Origin of the sequence: Bauldia sp., assembly GCF_020442045.1 — a bacterium.
Classification (GTDB): domain Bacteria; phylum Pseudomonadota; class Alphaproteobacteria; order Rhizobiales; family Kaistiaceae; genus Bauldia.
In genome coordinates this window covers 1-14,833 of sequence record NZ_JAGRLA010000078.1, presented here as the reverse complement: position 1 = coordinate 14,833, position 14,833 = coordinate 1, and the positions used below count along the sequence as shown (strand labels likewise).

Annotated in this window: 12 protein-coding genes and 2 rRNA genes; 11 read left to right on the top strand and 3 right to left on the bottom strand. The window is 65.6% G+C overall.

Annotated features, from left to right (window positions below; translation table 11 throughout):
• Positions 1-75 precede the first annotated feature (75 nt).
• The 10 genes from KDJ86_RS08690 (at position 76) to KDJ86_RS08645 (ending at position 12,741) form a co-directional block, all read left to right on the top strand.
• Positions 76-948, top strand: coding sequence for a carbohydrate ABC transporter permease (locus KDJ86_RS08690; RefSeq protein ID WP_291744737.1), 873 nt, complete (start codon positions 76-78; stop codon positions 946-948).
• 9 nt (positions 949-957) lie between these two features.
• A complete protein-coding gene (locus tag KDJ86_RS08685) occupies positions 958-1,791 on the top strand; it encodes a carbohydrate ABC transporter permease (RefSeq protein WP_291744735.1) in 834 nt (277 codons plus the stop codon).
• Positions 1,788-2,873: an ABC transporter ATP-binding protein gene (locus tag KDJ86_RS08680; RefSeq protein ID WP_291744733.1), complete on the top strand. Its 1,086-nt coding sequence runs from the start codon at positions 1,788-1,790 to the stop codon at positions 2,871-2,873. Before KDJ86_RS08685 ends, KDJ86_RS08680 begins: the two co-directional genes overlap by 4 nt.
• Positions 2,874-2,888: 15 nt before the next feature.
• Positions 2,889-4,325: a hypothetical protein gene (locus KDJ86_RS08675; protein WP_291744731.1), complete on the top strand. Its 1,437-nt coding sequence runs from the start codon at positions 2,889-2,891 to the stop codon at positions 4,323-4,325.
• A gap of 15 nt (positions 4,326-4,340) precedes the next feature.
• Positions 4,341-5,168 carry a sugar phosphate isomerase/epimerase family protein gene (locus tag KDJ86_RS08670; protein WP_291744730.1) on the top strand — a complete coding sequence of 276 codons (828 nt, stop codon included), beginning with the start codon at positions 4,341-4,343 and terminating at the stop codon, positions 5,166-5,168.
• Positions 5,169-5,189: 21 nt separating this feature from the next.
• A complete protein-coding gene (locus KDJ86_RS08665) occupies positions 5,190-6,215 on the top strand; it encodes a zinc-binding dehydrogenase (protein WP_291744728.1) in 1,026 nt (341 codons plus the stop codon).
• A gap of 490 nt (positions 6,216-6,705) precedes the next feature.
• Complete coding sequence (locus KDJ86_RS08660; RefSeq protein ID WP_291744726.1) at positions 6,706-7,578, top strand: protein-L-isoaspartate O-methyltransferase family protein; 873 nt, start codon at positions 6,706-6,708, stop codon at positions 7,576-7,578.
• A gap of 18 nt (positions 7,579-7,596) precedes the next feature.
• Positions 7,597-10,230: a hypothetical protein gene (locus KDJ86_RS08655; RefSeq protein ID WP_291744724.1), complete on the top strand. Its 2,634-nt coding sequence runs from the start codon at positions 7,597-7,599 to the stop codon at positions 10,228-10,230.
• Entirely contained in the window at positions 10,227-11,210 is a 984-nt protein-coding gene (locus tag KDJ86_RS08650) for a hypothetical protein (protein ID WP_291744722.1), read from the top strand. The genes KDJ86_RS08655 and KDJ86_RS08650 overlap by 4 nt, the downstream gene beginning before the upstream one ends.
• A gap of 184 nt (positions 11,211-11,394) precedes the next feature.
• On the top strand, positions 11,395-12,741 hold the full coding sequence (locus KDJ86_RS08645; RefSeq protein ID WP_291744720.1) for a DUF1214 domain-containing protein: 1,347 nt from the start codon (positions 11,395-11,397) through the stop codon (positions 12,739-12,741).
• 36 nt (positions 12,742-12,777) lie between these two features.
• Here KDJ86_RS08645 and KDJ86_RS08640 read toward each other — a convergent pair whose 3' ends face one another.
• Positions 12,778-13,431, bottom strand: a complete 654-nt coding sequence (locus KDJ86_RS08640) for a Crp/Fnr family transcriptional regulator (protein WP_291744718.1) — start codon at positions 13,429-13,431, stop codon at positions 12,778-12,780.
• Positions 13,432-13,687: 256 nt separating this feature from the next.
• On the opposite strand from KDJ86_RS08640, the gene KDJ86_RS08635 reads away from it, so the two are divergent.
• Complete coding sequence (locus KDJ86_RS08635; RefSeq protein ID WP_291744717.1) at positions 13,688-14,140, top strand: Crp/Fnr family transcriptional regulator; 453 nt, start codon at positions 13,688-13,690, stop codon at positions 14,138-14,140.
• A gap of 170 nt (positions 14,141-14,310) precedes the next feature.
• On the opposite strand, the gene rrf is transcribed toward KDJ86_RS08635, so the two are convergent.
• Positions 14,311-14,426: ribosomal RNA gene (rrf, locus tag KDJ86_RS08630) — 5S ribosomal RNA — on the bottom strand.
• A 108-nt stretch (positions 14,427-14,534) separates the two neighbouring features.
• Positions 14,535-14,833 (bottom strand): 23S ribosomal RNA (locus KDJ86_RS08625); the annotation flags it as partial.

The window sequence follows — 14,833 nt, the reverse complement described above, 5'->3', positions numbered from 1 at the left end:
CGGCCCCTCCCGAGGTCGGCGCCGCCCGGTTGCGGCGCCGACCGCACCCCGGACATCAAAAACGAAAGCAGGGTGATGATCGACGCCCGCGGCCGTCTCGGCCCATACCTCTTCCTCGCGCCGGCCATCCTCTATCTTGGCATCTGGATCTATTATCCAATCGCCAAGAACTTCTACCTGAGCTTCCTTGGATCGGACTCCACGCGAACCGGCGACTACTACTTCGTCGGCCTGGAGAATTACCGCAAGCTCCTCAGCGACGATCTCTTCCACCGGGCTCTCCTGCATAATCTCGCCTGGGTCGGGCTCAGCATCGTCATCCCGGTGGTCATCGGGCTTGTCCTGGCGGTCCTCCTGGTCGGCCGACGCGGCCGCCTGTTCTATGCGGCGGTGTTCTTCCTTCCGGTGACGGTCGCGCCGATCATGGCGGCGATCGTCTGGGGCTGGATCTACAACCCGACATTCGGCGCGCTGAACCAGCTGCTCGACATCATCGGCCTCAGCGGGCTGAGCCAGCCCTGGCTGGGCGATACCGGCACGGCGCTGGTCGCGGTCAACATGATCGGAAGCTGGGGCTACTACGGTTTCTGCGCCCTCATCTTCCTCGCCGGCCTGCAGAGCATCGACCCCGAGATCTACGAGGCGGCCCGTATCGACGGCGCCAACAGCTTCCAGAGCTTCTGGTCGATCACCCTGCCGCTCCTCCGCCCGACCCTGATGTTCGTCATCGTCTACACGATCATCGGGTCGATGAAGTTCTTCGACATCATCTACGTCGCGACCAAGGGCGGCCCGGACAACAGCACCCAGATCGTCGCGGTCTACATGTTCGACCTGTTCATTCGCCAGGGCGAGGTCACCTACGCCGCGGCGATGAGCATGGTGCTCACCGCTATCATCCTGCTGATGAGCCTAGTCGTCATCCGCAACGTCATGCGACGCGCCTGAGGCCCAGCGATGCGAAACCAACTGAAACGCCTGGCATCCGCGATCGGCACCCACGGCTTCCTGATCATCTTCGTGCTGATCTCGCTGTTCCCCGTCTATCTGATGTTCGTCACCTCGCTGAAGTCGCAGGCCGAGCTGATCCAGAACGTCTTCGCCCTGCCGCATGACGCGAAGTGGGACAACTACCCGCTGATCGTCATCCAGCGCGGCTACTACCGGGCGGTCATCAACAGCCTGCTCTTCGCCGGTTCGGTGACGATCATCACGATCGCCCTGTCGCTGCTCGCTGCCTATGCCTTCGCGGTCTTCGACTTCGTCGGACGGCAGCTCCTGTTCGTTCTCGTCCTCGTCGGGCTGATGGTGTCAGAGGTCTCCATCCTCATCCCCGTCTACCAGCTCCTGAAGTCGGCGAACCTGCTCAACACCTTTGTCGGGCTCGTGCTGCCGCAGATCGCGCTCGGCCTCTCCTTCGGCATCTTCCTGATGACCACCTTCTTCCGCGAGGTCCCCAAGGATCTGGTCGATGCCGCGCGGCTCGACGGCTGCACCGACCTCCAGCTTCTCATGAAAGTCATGATCCCGGTCGGGCTGCCGGCGATCAGCGCCCTCGCCGTCATCGAGTTCCTGTGGACGTGGAACAGCTTCTTCCTGCCGCTGGTCATCGCGACCAAGCAGGAGCTCATGCCGCTCGCCGTCTCGATCATCGATTTCATGGGCCGCTTCACCTTCAACTACGAACTCGTCGCGACGACCTGCGTGATCATGTTCGTTCCCATCCTCATCCTCTACATCCTCACCCAGCGCAGCTTCCGCCGGGGCGTGACCATGGGAGCCGTAAAATGAAACAGGCCGCCGAAAGCGTCAGCATCCGCGGCGTCGAAAAGAGCTTCGGCCGCACCAAGGTGCTCAAGGGCGTCGACCTCGCCATCGAGCGGGAGGAATTCGTCATCCTTCTCGGCCCGTCGGGCTGCGGCAAGACCACCCTCCTCCGCATCGTCGCTGGACTGGAACGGGCCGAGGCCGGGGAGATCTGGATCAGCGACCGGCGCGTCGACCCGCTGGAACCGAAAGAGCGCAACGTCGCCATGGTATTCCAGAGCTACGCCCTCTATCCGCACATGAACGTCTTCAACAACCAGTCCTTCAGCCTGCGCCTGCGGCATACCCCGAAGGACGAGATCCGCGCGCGCGTCCATCAGGCCGCGAAGACGCTGGGACTGGAGCAGCTCCTCGAGCGCTATCCGCGCGAACTGTCCGGCGGTCAGCGGCAGCGTGTTTCGATGGGGCGCGCCATCGTCCGCTCGCCCAAGGTCTTCCTGTTCGACGAGCCCCTGTCGAACCTCGATGCCCAGCTTCGGGTCCACATGCGCGGCGAGATCAAGGAACTCCACCACCATCTCAACACGACCTCCATCTATGTCACCCACGACCAGGTCGAGGCGATGACCATGGGCGACCGGATCGTGGTGATGAATGGCGGCATCATCGAGCAGATCGGATCGCCGCTCGAGGTCTTCGACAAGCCGAAGAATCGCTTCGTCGCCGGCTTCGTCGGCTCGCCGGCGATGAACTTCATCGACGGCGAACTCGCCACCAATGGCTCCCGACTCGTGTTGCGCGTCCCCGGCCAGGCGCCGGTGCCGCTCGGCGAGGCCGGCACCCGCCGGACATCGGGACCGGCGACGATCGGCATCCGCCCGCACCACCTGCGCATCGTCGGCGACGGGCCGCTCCGGGGCACCGTCAAGGACGTGCAGCCGACCGGGGTGGAGACCATCCTGCTCTGTCGCTGGGCGGATTCCGAAATCCTGATCCAGACGACCGATCGCGTGCTGGTTTCGGCGGGCGAGGATATCAACGTCTCGGCCGATCCGGCCGACATCCATCTCTTCGATTCGGAAACCGGCGAACGCCTCGATGCATGACCTGGGAGGGCTGACATGAGCAAGGACTGGCGGGCGTCCTTCCGCTACCGCGTTGCAATCGACCTGGTCGATGCATCTGGCCGCGGCCGATCCGGCGAGCCGGTCGAGGTCACGCTGACATTCCCGATCTATCGCCCCGCCGGCGACGGCATCGTCATCGTCACCGAGGCCGGAGAACCGGTGCTGAGCCAGGTCACCGCCGCGACCGCTGGCGACGACGGACGGCTGACCTTCGCCACGGTCTGCTTCATCGCCGACCTCGCGCCGGGGGAGGGCCGAGCGCGCTACTACGCGCTCCTCGGCGACGCTCCGGGCCCGCTGCAAGGCGATGGAATCCGTCTGCTCGACCCGAAGCTCGGCGACGGGGTCCGGCGGCTCGACACCGGCATCTACGAACTGGAGATCTGCCGGGGCACCGGTGGCGGCGACGGCGGCAGCAAATGGGGCATCCGCCACTTCGAGCACAAGGATCAGGCGATCAACCTGATCCACGGCAACAAGAACGCCTTTGGCGGCGTCTACGGCCCCTTCTTCACGCCCGAGAACGGACTGGTCAATCCGCCGGCCCACATGGTGATCGATGTCCAGCCGGTGGTCGAGGGACCGGTCATGTGCCGCTACCGCATGCGCGGCACGGTGCCGGACGGCCTGCTGCCGGAGCTCCGCGGCAAGACCATCGAGATATGGTGGACCTTCTACTACGGCTCGCACTGGTTCGTGCGCAGCTACTATGTCGACGACTACGAGACGACGATCGACGGCCGGCCATGCAGCAACCGCATCACGGTCGGAGACGAGATCGAGAGCGGCAAGAACAACCTCCGCCTGTCCACCTACCGCCATCACGACGGCACCCGCTATCGCGCCGGCGACCTCTATGCCGAGATCCTTCTGGAGCGCCTCCGCGACCTGCAGGCACGCAATCCCGAGGCCGTCAACGCGGCGATGGACAAGCTCGGCATCGACCGCAGCGAGGACCCGGCAAGCTGGCACTGGGACAATTACTGGCGGATGTTCTGCGTGATCGAAGGGGCGTTGCCGGAAGGCGTCCTCGGCGAGGAGGTCGACCGCATCTGGCGGTCGGCAAACGACATCGTCTGGTCCGACCGCGACCACAACCTGATGAAGTTCACCGAGGATGCGGTGGATGTGAACCGCGAGCCGCAGCAGACCATCTTTCCGCTGAATGCGCAGAAGACCTGCGAGTATAGCCCGCTCAGCGGCTACGCCTTCGTCCGCTACGTCAACCGGGTCGTGCCGCGGATGCAGATCGTCCAGCGCTACGACAGCGGCTGGGTCAACTGGGGAACCAACGGCGAGAACGAGTACCCCGAGATGCCGACCGGTTCGACCATCTGGTCGGCCTACGGCGCCTTCGCCGACTGGCGGCGCGAGGCCGACTGCATGGAGCAGCCCCTGGCGGTCGTCGTTCACGCCCTGGAGCGGGAGTAATGCCGGAGGGACGTCATGCGACTTGCCTTCAATACCTGGGTCTATTCCAGCTTTCCGGTCTGGGTGCCCTCCTATCCCCTCGATGAGACGATCCGGCGCCTGGCGCGGATCGGCTATGACGGGATCGAGATCGGGGCCGCGGCGCCTCACGCCTATCCCGACTATCTCGACGACGCGGCCCGGGCCGGGATCAGGCGGCACCTCGACGACAATGGCATCGCCGTGTCGAGCATGTTGCCGGCGCCGGGCGGCGGCCCCGGTTTCAACGTCGCTTCGCCGCTGGCGGCGGAACGCGACGCCGCCATCGACCAGTACAGGAAAGTCGCCAGGCTGTGCGCCGACCTCGGCGGGAAGACGCTCCTCTACGTGGCCGGATGGCAGGTCTTCGGCACGCCGGCCGAGCAGGCATGGGACTGGACCCGCGATGCGCTGACCGACGTCGCGGCCTATGCCGATGACCTCGGCGTGACGGTCGTCGTCGAGCCGACATCGGCCGACAGCAACCTCGTCGAGACCTGCGATGGCGCGCTCCGCCTGATGCGGGAGTCGGGCCGCCGGAACGTCAAGGTGATGTTCGACACCTACCACTGCCTCTACCGCAACGAGGTGCCGACCGACTACGTCTGCCGCATGGGCAGGGACCTCGGCCACGTCCATCTTGCCGACGTCGCTCGCTCGGCGCCGGGCGACGGCAAGGTCGACTACCCGGCCCTGATCGACGCGCTTCGCGAGGTCGGCTTTGACGGCTACCTGACCATGGAGATCGGCTTCGATACGCGCGCCGTCGAGCCCGACAACATCGCCCGGCGGGCCTACGAATATGTCAAGCCGCTCGTCTCGTAGCGGCAGGGGAGGAGCGGGTTGATGAAGGCCGTCTTTCTTCCGGGCAACAGGCAGGTCGAGATCCGCGAGGTCGATGTTCCTTCGGTCGGGGTCGGCGAGGTGCTGATCGAGGTCAAGGCATCCTGCATCTGCCGCAGCGACCTCAGTCTCTACTACGGCAACGCCGTGGTCGGCGGCGGCAAGGCCGGCGGCAACATCACCGGCCACGAGCCGGCCGGCCGGATCGTCAGGACCGGCGAGGGCGTCCGCCAGTTCACGATTGGCGACCGTGTCGCGGTCTACCTCGCCGTCGGCTGCGGCGTCTGCGGCTATTGCCGGATGGGCAATTTCCATCTCTGCCGGGACTGGTCCTGCCTCGGCTTCACCGCCGATGGCGGCAATGCCGAGTATCTGGTGGTGCCGGAGCGGAACTGCCTGGCCATCCCGGATTCGATGTCCTATGTCGCGGCGGCGATTTCCACCGACGCCTTCGGCACCCTGTTCAGTGCCTGCCGCAAGCTCGGCGTGTCCGGCGCGTCGACGATCGGCATCTGGGGCCTTGGGCCGATGGGATCGAGCGGCGTCCTGGCGGCAAAGGCGCTCGGCGGCCGCGTCGTGGCGCTCGACCCGATCGCCGAGCGCCGTGCTTTCGTCGAGGATCTCGGCGCCGATCTCACCATCGACCCGACGGCGGCTGCCGCCCGCGAGCGTCTCGACGCCTTCACCGGTGGGGTCGGCCTGTCGGCTGCGATCGATTGCTCGGGCAACGGTGCCGCGCAGAACATGGCGCTCGATGCGGTGAAGCCGTTGGGCCGGGTTGCCTTCGTCGGCGAGGCGGCCGAGACCACGATCCGCCCCAGCGACCAGCTCATCCGCAAGCAGGTCAGCCTCATCGGTTCGTGGTATTTCGGCATCCACGAATACGCGGACATCGTCGACACGATCGTGTCCCGCGACATCGATCTCGAGCGGCTCGCGACGCATACCTTCCGCCTCGATGAGGCGGAGACCGCGTTCCGTCTCTTCGACCAACGAAAGACCGAGAAGGCGGTCTTTGTCATGGGGTAGCGATCGCGGAGCGGTTTCGAGGCCGGACCCGGCAAGTCCGGCCTCGACGGGCGATTGCCGGCGCGCCTTCGCCCGGTCGGCACCGGCCGGACGGGTGATTTCGTTCTGCCGCCGGCCTCTCGTCCCGGGTCGATCGGGCCACAGGGCCTGGTCATGACATGTCCTGGCCGCGGGCCTTCTGCGCGACCGGAATTATCTCCATCATGGTCAACCGGTCGCAGCGCCTGATCCACCCCGCGGTCAATCCCTGGGGTCTGTTGCGGGCTACGTCGAATTTCGCTTTTGTATCAGTCTGATAGCTGATCTGAATTTCGCCGGCGGCGGGCTCCTGGGCCACCGCCGCCGGGGCGCGCGGAGGCGGCTTCGGCCGGACGCCGGATCGTCTCGAAGAGGTGGGAGGCGTGATCTTATTTCCGTCACGGCGGTCGGGTCTGTATCCTGCCCTTCAAGACAAGCCCGACTGAACAGGACAGACAACGGGACGGACGACGTGAACAGACGCGACTTCATGATCGGCGGCGCGGCCGCATTCGCGGGCTCCGCGCTGCTGCCCCGGCGGGGCCTGGCGGACGTGCCCGTCCTCTATGACTGGCGCGCCATGCCGCCGACGACGTCGAAGGACATCTACATTGCATGGATGGTGACCAATCGCGGCGAGGACCCTGATCTGCTCGGCCGGCGCTACGACCGCTTCGAGCATATGGTCGGACATCGCGACCTGTTCACGGATCGCGACAAGCGGGCCTTCCTGATGACTCCCCGCGAGGAATTCTGCCTGGAGAAGAACCTGGCGCGGGCCTATGACCGCGATTTCCTCGACATCGGCTACGGCGTCACCATTTCCGGCCCCAATCTGGTCGGTCGCATGACCAGTTCAATCGACGTCCAGCGCGGCGACAAGGTGCTCGAGGTCGGCACCGGCTCCGGATACCAGTCGGCCTATCTCTGCAATCTCACCGACAAGGTCTGGTCGATCGAGATCATCAAGCCGCTCGCCGAGAGGACGCGCGGCGTCTACGACAAGCTGATCTCCCGCGGCTATACCGAATACCAGGCGGTGACCACCAAGAATGCCGACGGCTATTACGGCTGGGAGGAGGCCGCGCCGTTCGACAAGATCATCGTCACCTGCGGTATCGACCACATTCCGCCGCCGCTGCTCCGCCAGCTCAAGGTCGGCGGGATCATGGTCATCCCGATCGGTCCGCCCGGCGCCCAGCATGTGCTGAAGGTCGAAAAGAAGAAGGGGCTTCTCGGTGGCGTCCGGGTCAAGCGGTCCGACATCTACAGGGGATCGGTGGTGCCCTTCGTGCCGTTCACCAAGCTCGAAGGCGACGAGATTGTCGGCACCCACAACCAGTAGGGCGATGGTCCCCCGCCGATGACGCCCGCCACCGCTGCGGCACGGGACGCGCCCTTTGCCGGACCGGCCAACCTGGCCCTTTACCTTGCCGTGGCCTTCGTCGCCGGCGCCGTGATCGCGCTGCAGATAGCGCTCATGCGCGTCTTCGCGGTCGGCAGCTGGGTGCATTTCGGCTCGCTGGTGGTGAGCCTCGCGATGCTCGGCTTCGGCCTCGCCAGCGTCATCATGTGCCTTGCGCGCCCATGGTTCGACCGTCACTGGCGCGGCGCGGGTGGCACGGCCCTCGTCCTTTTCGGCCCGCTGACCGTCGCCGCGACGCTGATCGCGCAGGCGCTGCCCTTCAATCCGGTCTTCCTGGTTTCCGACCCGTCGCAGAAGTGGCGCCTGCTGGCGAATTTCCTGCTTTACCTGATGCCGTTCCTCGCGGCCGCCTTCTTCCTCGGCATCGTCTTTCTCAAGAGCCGGGAGGCCTTCAGCCGCGCCTATTTCGCCGACCTGACCGGCTCGGGCATCGCCGGGCTCGGCATCCTCGGCGCGATGTACCTCCTCGCGCCGGAAGCGATCATCGCCTTCCCTCTCCTGCTCTGGGCCTTCGGCGGCCTTTCCTGGCACCTCGGCCTCGCCGAACGGCGCGGGCTGGCCGCCCTTCTGGCGATCGCGACCGTCACCATCGGCGGCTATCACCTCCTGCCCGGCGCCCTCGATATCCCGGCAATCGCCACCTCGCCCTACAAGGGTGTCGCCTATGCCAGGAATTTTCCGGACGCGGAGCGGGTCTACCGCAATGTCTCGCCCTTCGGCGACCTCCAGGTCTACGCCAGCTCCTACATGCACTTCGCGCCGGGTCAGTCGGACAACGCGGCCTTCAACCTTCCGGACTTGCCACCCAACACCTTCGTCGGCATGTATATCGACGGCGACGGCCCCGAAGGCGTGATGCGTGCGCTCGACGAGGCGGAGCGCGACTATTTCTTCTATCTGCCGAGCTACTACCCTTACGTCGTCAAGAACGAGCCGGAGACCTTCGTGGTCCAGTTCGGCGGCGGCATCTCGACCATGGTCGCCCTTGCCGCCGGGGCGCCCCGCGTCACCGCCGCGATCGGCAACCCCGCGGTGCTCGCCGCGTTCCGCACCGACCCCTTGCGCGATTTCACCAGCGATCTGGTCGACGACCCGAGGGTCGCGATCGTCGACTATGACGGGCGGCTCTTCCTCGCCGAAACCGACAAGCGCTACGACGTCATCGACCTCAGCCTCGCCGACTCGGTCGGGCTCTCCAACCCGGGCGGCTTCGCCATCGTCGAGAAATACACCTACACCCGCGAGGCGATGCTCGACTACATGAACGCGCTGGCCGACGGCGGCATCCTCTCGGTCACGCTGTGGAACAAGGAGGAGCCGCCGAAATCGATCCTCAAGCTCTACGCCACCATCAGCGAGGCGGCCGAGGAATTCGATCCGGCGACCGCCGCGAACGCCCTTTTTGTCGCTTCGAGCTACCTGTCCACCACCACGGTCCTCTACAAGCGCGGCGGCTTCACCGCGGAGGAGATCGACAGGCTCCGCGCCTATACGGAGGAGATGTCCTTCGACGAGATCTATTCGCCCGGCCTGGTCTACGAGGCGTCCATGGAAAGGGACGTCCTCGACGACTACCGGCAATCGATCTTCGGCGATGGCAGCGCGGCGCAACCCGCGCCCACGCCGGAAGACCCGACCACCGAGGGCACCGACGACGAAATCGACGACGGCGATGCGACCCCGCTGCCGTCGGTCGAGGTCGCCCGGCTCGCCTGGCGGGCGCTCGTCAGCCACGACTGGCCGGCCTTCGCCGACGCCTACCTCTTCGACACCCGGCCGCTGACCAATGACAGGCCCTATTTCGCCGCCTATGTGAAACCCCAGGACCTGACCCGGACCGTCGACCGGCTGGAGCTCTTCCAGGACGAGTGGGGCTATCTGCTGCTCTGGGCGACGCTGGCGATCGCCTGCGCCCTCGCGGCGACGCTGGTGATCATCCCCGTCGTCTTCGCCTGGCGCGCCGCCTTCAGCCGCACGCCCGGCAAGGCCGGCACGGTGCTCTACTTCGCCTGCCTCGGGCTTGGCTACATCGTGGTCGAGGTCGGCCTGATCAGCCGCTTCACGCTGTCGCTCGCCCATCCAACGGTCTCGGCCTCGGTGCTGATCGCCGGCATGCTGGTCTTCTCCGGCCTCGGCAGCCTGGTGTCGGCACGCTTCACCGATCGCGCCCGGACGGTGATGCCGGTGATCTTCGTCACCATCGCCGCGCTCCTTTTCGCTTACGGCTCCCTGCTCGATCCGCTGCTTGGGTGGATCGGCACGACTGCCTATGGCTGGCGTCTTGCGATATGCTTCGCGCTGATCGCGCCGCCGGCCTTCCTGATGGGATTCCCGATGGCGGTCGCCATGACCTGGCTGGCGCGGCTCGGGAAGGACGAGATGTTCATCTGGGCATGGGGCATCAACGGGTGCTTCTCCGTCGTCGGCGCCGCCCTGGTGCCGATCCTGGCGACGGCCTTCGGCCTGTCGGCGGTGCTCAATACCAGCGCCGTCGCCTACCTCCTGGCGATCGCCGGTCTGTTCGCGCTGCTGACCCCGCTCCGCGACCGCGCGACGCCGGAGCCGGCGTGACCAGCGGCGGACAGGCGGGTCGGCGGGCGCTCGGCGTCGCGCTCGCCCTGACCGGTGGAGTGGCGACCTTGATGAACGGCAACGGCCCCGCCACCTCCGCGCCCCTCGCCGAGGCGAAGGGCGCCTATGTCTCGTTCGAGAATGCGCCCTTCCCCTATCGCGGCATCATCCCGCGCAAGGACATCCCCTTCATCGACACGGTCGAGAACGGCCGCCACGGCCATACCTCGCCGCGCGCCGGCAAGGTCTACTGGGAGGACGAGACCTATTCCGACCGGCGCTCGCTGATCTACGTCCCGAAGGGCTTCGACATCGACCATCCGGCGGTCATCGTCGTCTTCTTCCACGGCAACCAGGCGACGCTCTCCCGTGACGTCGTCGACCGCCAGCGGGTCCCGCATCAGGTCGCGAAGTCGGGGCTCAATGCCGTTCTCCTCGCGCCGCAATTCGCGGTCGATGCGCTCGATTCGAGCTCCGGCAACTTCTGGACGCCGGGCATCTTCGCGCGCTACCTCGACGAGGCGGCGGGCAGGATCGCCTCCGTCTACGGGGACGAGTCGAAAGCCTCCGCCTTCGCGAAGCTCCCGGTCGTCATCGTCGCTTATAGCGGCGGCTACAATCCGGCCGCCTTCGCCGTCGGCGTCGGCGGGGCGGCGGACCGCATCCTCGGGCTCGTGCTCCTCGACGCGGTCTATGCCGAGGAGGACCAGTTCGCCGGCTGGATCGCGGCCAACAAGGAGTCCGCGTTTCTGTTCAGCGCCTTCACCGAATCCGCCGCCGCCAACAACGCGGTCTTGCGCCAGCTCCTGACCGAGCGCGGCACGCGCTTCTCGCGCCGCCTGCCGTCAAAACTCACGCCGGGCACGGTCGCCTTCTTCGCCACCGACCCGGACCTCGTCCACGACGACTTCGTCACCCATGCCTGGGTCGACGACCCCGTCGCATGGACCCTCAGCCGCGTGCCGGGGTACCGGCGATAGCCGTGCCTTTCATACGACCGGGATCGTGGCCGAAACGGCGACGCAGGTGATTGCCCGGCTTGCCTCACCGACCGGCCGCACGCTATTGCTCGGACCAGGGGCGTTCGAGCCGCCGCGCGCAGTGCGTGTGGCGTCGCTGATGCCGGCTCCGCTCCGAGGCGACAAGAAATCCGGAAGGAAAGCGATGACCCTTGTGACCCGAAGCCTTCTCGTCCGGCCGATCGCGGCCATATCAGCGGCGGTGTTGGCGATCCTGCTCGCGTCGGTCCCGGCCTTCGCTGCCGATGCACCCGACGAAGAGACGCTGAGCGACGCCTATGTCTATCTTCTCGGTCGCGGCCTGGCGATCCGGCAGGAGCATATCGACGCGGCGGCGGCGGATTTCGAATATAACGTCATCCACTACAACCCGCTCGGCACCGCCGATTTCGTCAATCCGAATCTCGACGTGGCCTATCTGGAGGCCTGGATCGCGGTCGACGACGATACGCCGGCCCTGCTCGAAGTACCGAAGATCGAGGGGCGCTATTACACGGTTCAGATCCTCGACGAATGGGGCGAGGTGATCGTCAACATCAACCAACGCACCTTCCCCTCGATGCCTTACGGCACCTTCGCCTTCGTCGCTCCCGGCAGCACCGCGCCGATCCCTGAAGGCGCCGTCAGGATCACCCTCCATGGCCGTAAGGCGAAGCTGCTGGGCCGGGTCGAGCTGAAGGGCGATCCGGAGGGCGCCGTCGCGCTGCAGAAGCAGTTCATGCTCCGGTCGATGGGGACCCCGAGGATCGCGCCGCCGCCGACCATCCCCGAGATCGACAACGAGAAGCTGGTCGATTCCACCATCTTCGATCATGCCGGGCCGATCCTGGCCAGCGCACTCGACATCAACCCCCTTGCCGCGCAGACGCAGCAGCAGGTTTACGCGATCGCCGATTACGTCGCCTCCGGCGATGAGGCCCGAGCGAGCATCGACGGAATGCTGAAGGATAAGGTCATCCCGGGCTTCCTGGACTATGCCCTGACGAAATCGGTACCTTATCTCAACCACTGGATGGTCGCCGACCGGAGCGGCAATTACGGCGCCGACTACCGGGCCCGGACGTCCGCCAACCTCCTCGGCATCTGGGCCAACGTGCCGAGCGAAGTGATCTACTTCGTCGGCCTGCGCGATTCCAACGACAAGGAGCTCGACGGTTCGGCAAGCTATGTCATGCACTTTCCCGCCGACGCGCTGCCGCAAGCCCAGGTCAATTCCTACTGGTCGGTCATCCTCGTCGGCGTTCCCGACTACAAGGTCGTGTCGAATTCGCTCAATCGCTACAACTTCAACACCTATTCGGACCTCGTGCCCGAGCCCGACGGGTCGATGAAGATCGCCATCGGGCCGAAGCCGGTGGAGGGCGTGCCGGAGAGCAACTGGCTTCCTTCCAGGGCGGGCAGCCCCTTCTCGCTGACCTTCCGCGCCTATGGGCCGAAGGCACCGATCATCCAGGAGAAATGGCAGCCGCCGGCGGTGACCCCGGTCGAGTGAGGCCGCGGGCGACGCCCGTCGCGCGCCGCCGATGCGCTATTCCGCCGCCTTCCGGTGGAGATGCTCGACTTCCCGCTCGCGTTCGGCCAGCCGTGTCTCGAGCCGCCCGATATTCTCGAACAGGCGCGACGTGGTGAGCTGCAGGAAGTAGAAGCCGAAGGAGGGGTTCTGGAAATAGAGCTCACGTATCTTGTCATAGGTGACGCGGAGAACCTCCCCATCCTCGATGCATTCGAGCGTCTGCGTCCGCTCCCGCCCCGGCGCCAGCAGCCCCATTTCGCCGACGACGACGCCGGGCTCGAGTTCGATGTCGAGCTCCCTCAGGCGCAGGCGGCCGGCGACGAGCAGGAACATCTCGTTGGCCGCGTCGCCTTTGCGGAACAGGATGTCGCCGGCGACGATCGCGCGCTCGGTCGCATAGGCCCGCAACCAGTCCATCGACAGGCTGCCTTCGCTGGCCGTCCTGACGTCCCGGATCAGTTTCAGCATCTCGCGAAGGCGATAGACGTTGAGCGGCAGCAGCACCGCATGCAGCGCCAGCAGTGGCAGGCTCCAGATCAGCAGGCCGTAAATGACGAAGGTGATGTTGCTGCAGATGCCGACGATGCGCAGCGGCACCATCGTCTTCATCGACATGGTTGCGATGCTGACGCCCGCCGCGAAGAAGCCGATTAACGACGCATAGTCCATTTCCTATGCCCCCCTCTGTCGCCTCGGGTGCTCGGCCGGGGGCGACAATCTGAAATTGTTCCAGAAACCAGTGGGCAAAGACAAGCGGGAAAGCCCTGCCCCGTCGCCGGCGGGGTGTCCGATCGGCGGCACCCCTATCCGCGTCCGGCCCGACAAAGGCGGATTGGCGCGATTCGTCCCTATGCCCGGCGGGGCGGCTCGACTATCGTGACGGCGGGATCACCAACGACCTGCAGGTTGAATCGGGAGACACGAGATGAAGACCGTCGCCTTCAATGCCGGGGACATCATCATCGCGGAGGGGGACCAGGGCAGTACCGCATTCCTCATCGTCAGGGGCCAGGTCGAGGTCGTCGTCGGCGATGGCAGCAGGGAGAAGGCGGTCGGTACCCTCGATGCCGGCGAGGTCTTCGGCGAGATGAGCCTGATCGATCCCGGGCCGCGCTCGGCCACCGTCAGGGCGGTGACGGATACCGAATGCGTCGCCACCACCTATGAGGAATTCATCGGCTCGATCCAGAGCGATCCGGAACGCGCCATCCTGTTCATGAAGACGCTGGTCCGCCGCCTTCGCGACATGAACGAGCGCATTGCCAGCATGGATCCGGAAAAGCGCGGCCTGCGCGGCATGTTCCGCGACTGGCAGAAATCCTTCCAGCCGCGCGACGACGAGGAGCTGCCGCCGATCTACTGGACCATGATGTGGTGAGGCGAGGCCAGCCGGCCGGAGCGATCCGGCCGCCCGCCATCGACCAGGCGCATGCCGGCGCATCGATCGGCACAAATAAAAACGCCGCCCCGAAGGGCGGCGTTTTTCTGTCAGGCTTCGTCAAGAGAAGATATCCCGAAGCTTTGCTTTCGCGTGTCTGCGCTTGGCAGGCCTGGCAGCGACCTACTTTCCCGCGTCTTGAGACGAAGTATCATCGGCGCGGAGGAGTTTAACGGCCGAGTTCGGAATGGGATCGGGTTCTGGGCTCCTCGCAAGAACCACCAGGCCGGCGAAACGCAGACTTGTGCATGAAGCCCGCCCCGCGCTGGGGCGTCTTCATGTCTGGCGAAGCTGTCTGGTCATCTTCCCTGTCCGGCGGACACGGATAATGAGAGTGATCAAGCCGATCGAGCTATTAGTACCGGTAAGCTCCATGCGTTGCCGCACTTCCACACCCGGCCTATCAACGTGGTCGTCTTCCACGGCTCTCAAGGGAGAACTCGTTTTGAGGTGGGTTTCCCGCTTAGATGCTTTCAGCGGTTATCCCGTCCGTACTTAGCTACCCTGCTATGCGGCTGGCGCCACAACAGGTCCACCATAGGTACGTCCATCCCGGTCCTCTCGTACTAAGGACAGATCCTCTCAATTCTCCTACACCCACGGCAGATAGGGACCGAACTGTCTCACGACGTT

Coding starts and splice junctions, on each gene's coding strand:
- KDJ86_RS08690 (WP_291744737.1), top strand. CDS start 76: ATGATCGACGCCCGCGGCCGTCTCGGCCCATACCTCTTCCTCGCGCCG.
- KDJ86_RS08685 (WP_291744735.1), top strand. CDS start 958: ATGCGAAACCAACTGAAACGCCTGGCATCCGCGATCGGCACCCACGGC.
- KDJ86_RS08680 (WP_291744733.1), top strand. CDS start 1,788: ATGAAACAGGCCGCCGAAAGCGTCAGCATCCGCGGCGTCGAAAAGAGC.
- KDJ86_RS08675 (WP_291744731.1), top strand. CDS start 2,889: ATGAGCAAGGACTGGCGGGCGTCCTTCCGCTACCGCGTTGCAATCGAC.
- KDJ86_RS08670 (WP_291744730.1), top strand. CDS start 4,341: ATGCGACTTGCCTTCAATACCTGGGTCTATTCCAGCTTTCCGGTCTGG.
- KDJ86_RS08665 (WP_291744728.1), top strand. CDS start 5,190: ATGAAGGCCGTCTTTCTTCCGGGCAACAGGCAGGTCGAGATCCGCGAG.
- KDJ86_RS08655 (WP_291744724.1), top strand. CDS start 7,597: ATGACGCCCGCCACCGCTGCGGCACGGGACGCGCCCTTTGCCGGACCG.
- KDJ86_RS08645 (WP_291744720.1), top strand. CDS start 11,395: ATGACCCTTGTGACCCGAAGCCTTCTCGTCCGGCCGATCGCGGCCATA.
- KDJ86_RS08640 (WP_291744718.1), bottom strand. CDS start 13,431: ATGGACTATGCGTCGTTAATCGGCTTCTTCGCGGCGGGCGTCAGCATC.
- KDJ86_RS08635 (WP_291744717.1), top strand. CDS start 13,688: ATGAAGACCGTCGCCTTCAATGCCGGGGACATCATCATCGCGGAGGGG.